Origin of the sequence: Pseudomonas sp. Sample_24, assembly GCF_004307605.1 — a bacterium.
Taxonomy (GTDB): domain Bacteria; phylum Pseudomonadota; class Gammaproteobacteria; order Pseudomonadales; family Pseudomonadaceae; genus Aquipseudomonas.
Map to the genome: position 1 here is coordinate 1 of NZ_RCNW01000181.1, position 2,924 is coordinate 2,924.

The 2,924-nt window shown below is 53.5% G+C and carries 4 protein-coding genes; 2 read left to right on the plus strand and 2 right to left on the minus strand.

Going from position 1 to position 2,924, the window contains the following annotated elements; genetic code table 11:
• Both D8V06_RS30820 and D8V06_RS09315 read right to left on the minus strand, forming a co-directional pair.
• On the minus strand, positions 1 to 93 hold a 93-nt coding region (locus D8V06_RS30820), incomplete at its 3' end, for a hypothetical protein (protein WP_241667804.1).
• A gap of 290 nt (positions 94 to 383) precedes the next feature.
• Positions 384 to 737 (minus strand): hypothetical protein, encoded by a 354-nt coding sequence (locus D8V06_RS09315; protein ID WP_130905658.1) that lies wholly within the window; start codon positions 735 to 737, stop codon positions 384 to 386.
• Positions 738 to 901: 164 nt separating this feature from the next.
• Here D8V06_RS09315 and D8V06_RS09320 point away from each other — a divergent pair, with 164 nt between their 5' ends.
• Both D8V06_RS09320 and D8V06_RS09325 read left to right on the plus strand, forming a co-directional pair.
• Positions 902 to 1,987 (plus strand): RHS repeat-associated core domain-containing protein, encoded by a 1,086-nt coding sequence (locus D8V06_RS09320; protein WP_130930847.1) that lies wholly within the window; start codon positions 902 to 904, stop codon positions 1,985 to 1,987.
• Positions 1,988 to 2,526: 539 nt separating this feature from the next.
• Positions 2,527 to 2,924: NAD-glutamate dehydrogenase domain-containing protein (locus D8V06_RS09325; protein ID WP_130930848.1), on the plus strand; the 398-nt coding region annotated here is incomplete at its 3' end.

Here is a 2,924-nt window from a genome sequence, read left to right on the forward strand (position 1 = left end):
GGCGATGAGCAAGCGCTCGATGAGTTTTTCCTGGCCGAGAATCTGCGTTGAAAGAAAGGTTCGCAGCGCCAGCAGCGCTTCACGATGTTCCATCGATGACTGTTCCTGGAAATGGATGGCCGAGAGCGTGCGTAATACGCCAAGGCTGGGGGCGTTACTTTAATCCATCGCGGGGGGCGGCGACTAACGGCATTTGTGCAAAGCGCGGGAAATACCGGGGCGCATTGGTGGTTTTTTGTAGCAGGGGAGTGTTGGACCGGCAGTTCCGGCCCCATCGCTGGCAAGCCAGCTCCCACAGTGATCGCTGCGTTGCATAAATTGCCTGCACGCCGCTAAAACCTGTGGGAGCTGGCTTGCCAGCGATGGGGGCAGTCCAGACGCCATCAAATCTGGCTGATATAGGTGCCAGTGCCATCCAGAATATTCTTCAAGGTCAGCTCAACCTCAGCCATATCCACCATGTCCGGATTGAAGGTGATCTCCAACACATCATCCCCATTCAGCGCATCGGCATCCGCCGCGGCGATTTCAATCTTCAGCAGGCTAGGGCTGAGGGTGACTTTTACCCCGTCCAGCGTCGATGGCTCGCCATCGAGGGTGATTTCCAGTTCATCCTCGTCCGGATAGCGGCTCATCAGGAACATTTCGCCCTTTTCGCTGTGGCAGCAGAGCATGGCCATGTTGTCTTCTTCGTCATCGCATGGGTTGACGATCAAGAGGGCGGTTGTCATTTGCATGGGGATTTTCCTGGGGGGGGTGCACGGAATTGGCGAGCAAATCGTGATTTTGCCAGTCTCGAGGGATTTTTGCTGGAGTGTGTTGAACCTAGCAGTTCTGCTAGTTGCCGTCCGTGACAAAGCAATCGATAGTCATGGCTTCGCTGGCCCGCCGGAGTCTCCCAATGTTCAGACAACAGAAACCATTCATTCGCTATCAACACGATGCGCTGGATCGACTGACAAGCCACTGGCATCCGGATAACCTCGAACGTCAGCGGTTTTACTGTAAAAGTCAGTTGGTCACTGAGATACACGGCGGGGAGCAGTTTTCGGTTTTTCAGCATGAGGATCAACTGCTGGCGCAACACGTTCAGGGCGATGGGTGCGACAGCACATTGCTGGCCACGGATCAGCAGCGTTCAGTGTTGCACGTCCTCAATTCGAACTATCAGAGATCCATCGCTTACTCAGCCTACGGTCACCGGCCATTCGAAAGCGGGTTGACCCGTTTATTGGGTTTCAATGGTCAACGACCGGAGCCGGTAACCGGGCATTATTTGTTAGGCAATGGCTATCGGGCGTTTAATCCGGTACTGATGCGATTTAACAGCCCGGACAGCTTGAGTCCGTTTGGTGAGGGGGGCATTAATTCATATGCTTATTGTGCGGGAGATCCGGTGAATCGGAACGATCCCACGGGGCATGTTTTTTCTAAGATCGCCAATTTATTCTCGAAACCCCCCAGATATTTGATTGACAATGCTACGGGCGTGCAGCTAAAGCTGGTAAAAAAGATAACAAGGTTGTCAGAAGGCGTAGTTGTATTTCAAGACAAGTATAAGGGCGGTACAAGGCTAACTTTTCAAGCGCATGGGAATGCCACTGGTGGAGCTATCGGGCGAGGTAATGGTCAGGACTTAGTTCCATTAGAGCTAATCAAGCTTGCAGAAAGCCATGGCGTTTCCGTAGAGAAATTTGATAGTTACCGTGTGGTTGCGTGTTATTCAGGTGACAAAGGCAATCATCTTGTTTCGTTCGCTGAAGGCCTTCATGATTTGTTAGGTCGTCCTGTAAAAGGTTACGAAGGGATGGTTGGTGTAGCGGAAAGTTCGCTTGCGTATCCAGTTCTCGCAATTGGCGAAACCTATAATGATGTCCATTATTTTGGGATTGGGAAAAAATTGATTAAAGATAGTATGCATCGCCCTAACTATCGCCCTGTCACCTTTGGAAACATCAATAAAGTAAGGAAGAGTATCAGGAAGTAACTCGCTTTGTCCTCGGGGGCGCTCATCATGCCGTATGGCAGATCAAGGCCACAGAAGGTGATTGGAGTCGCAGTTCATGCAAGCTCTTCGTCCGGAAAGGGGAATCACAATCGCAAAGAAAACAAGTGGCAGCTCGTGAACGGATTCACCTGATCAGTCACTCCTGATACGAATACACCAAAAAACCCGCATAAACCCTCATTTCCCCACACGGCTGCTAGTGTTATCCGTTGCACCGGCGTCAAGCTGCGTGCCGTTGACCGAATATGTCGCAGCACCGCAAGCACGGGCCTTGCCGCACTCGTTAAGCTGCGCAACGGATGAGCACCCGTAAAGACATTGCGCTGCACGCAGCCCAGTCGTTTTTGCAGATGCCCATTCACGGAAGGTGAATGTGACCCGAGTGTCTCGTCCAGCTTCACCCACCTGTCACCCTGTTTCCTCTGCCCGAGAATCAGGAACAGGCTGACGGGTAGCCCCTGACAGGGGTTTTGCACGCGACGCTTCCATCAATAACAAGCCCAAGCGGAGTACCACAGATGGCGTTCTTCACCGCAGCCAGCAAAGCCGACTTCCAGCACCAACTGCAAGCGGCACTGGCGCAGCACATCAGTGAACAGGCACTGCCACAAGTGGCGCTGTTCGCTGAACAATTCTTCGGCATCATTTCCCTGGACGAGCTGACCCAGCGTCGTTTGTCCGACCTCGCTGGCTGTACCCTTTCCGCGTGGCGCCTGCTTGAGCGCTTCGATCATGCGCAACCGCAAGTGCGCGTCTACAACCCGGATTACGAACGCCACGGCTGGCAGTCGACCCACACCGCGGTCGAAGTGCTGCATCACGATCTGCCATTCCTGGTGGACTCGGTGCGCACCGAGCTGAACCGTCGCGGCTACAGCATTCACACCCTGCAGACCACCGTGCTCAGCGTGCGTCG